General features: G+C 66.4%; 1 protein-coding gene. It reads left to right on the plus strand.

Annotated features, from left to right (window positions below; genetic code table 11):
- Nucleotides 1–959: HNH endonuclease signature motif containing protein (locus CEX88_RS25765; RefSeq protein ID WP_141209861.1), on the plus strand; the 959-nt coding region annotated here is incomplete at both ends.

Below are 959 nucleotides of genomic sequence, written 5' to 3' on the forward strand. Positions count from 1 at the left end.
GCTCATGGGCTGATCAACGGCGAGCATGTGGACGTCATCCGCAAGGCCGTTGACAGGTTGCCCGGATTCGTCGATGCGGCCACCCGCGAGCAGTTCGAGGTCGACCTGGTCCGCACGGCGGTCGGCGTCGGTCCCAAGGAACTCAAGGACAGCGCCGATCTGACGCTGTTTTTGCTCGATCAGGACGGGCCCGAGCCCGATGACACCGAGCGCGCCCGCAAGCGCGGGGTCACCAAGGGAAAACAGCGCGCCGACGGGATGATTGACATCGTCGGAACTCTGACGCCCGAAGCGTGGGCCGTGTGGGAAGTAATCTTCGCGAAGTACGCGGCACCGGGTATGTGCAATCCCGACGATCCCGAACCCTGCACATCGGGGACCCCGACACAGGTTCAGATCGACAACGACCACCGCAGTCTGGCCCAGCGTCAACACGACGCGATGATCGCCGTCGGGCGCATCGCCCTGATGAGCGGCGAACTCGGCCAGCTCAACGGGCTGCCCGTCTCGATCATCATTCGCACCACCCTGCGGGAGCTGGAATCACGGGCCGGGGTCGGCACCACCGGCGGCGGCACGGTCATGCCGATCGCTGATGTCATCCGGTTGGCCGGCCACGCCAACCACTACCTGGCGGTGTTCGACGGCGCGACCGGGTCGGCCCTGGATCTGTTCCGCGCCAAGCGAATCGCCACTCCGGCGCAACGGATCATGCTCATCGCGCGCGATGGCGGATGCACCAAGCCGTGCTGCACCGTTGGCGCCTATGGCTGCCAAGTGCATCACGTGGAAGCCGACTGGTCGAAGGGCGGCAACACCAACGTCGACGAACTGGGCCTCGCCTGCGGGGCAGACAACCGCAGCGTCAACGAGGACGGCGGCTGGACCACCCGAATGAACGAGCGCTGCGAGGTCGAATGGCTTCCGCCGCCCGAACTGGACACCGGCCAGGCGCGGCT

Source organism: Mycobacterium neumannii, assembly GCF_002245615.1.
Classification (GTDB): Bacteria; Actinomycetota; Actinomycetes; order Mycobacteriales; family Mycobacteriaceae; genus Mycobacterium; species Mycobacterium neumannii_A.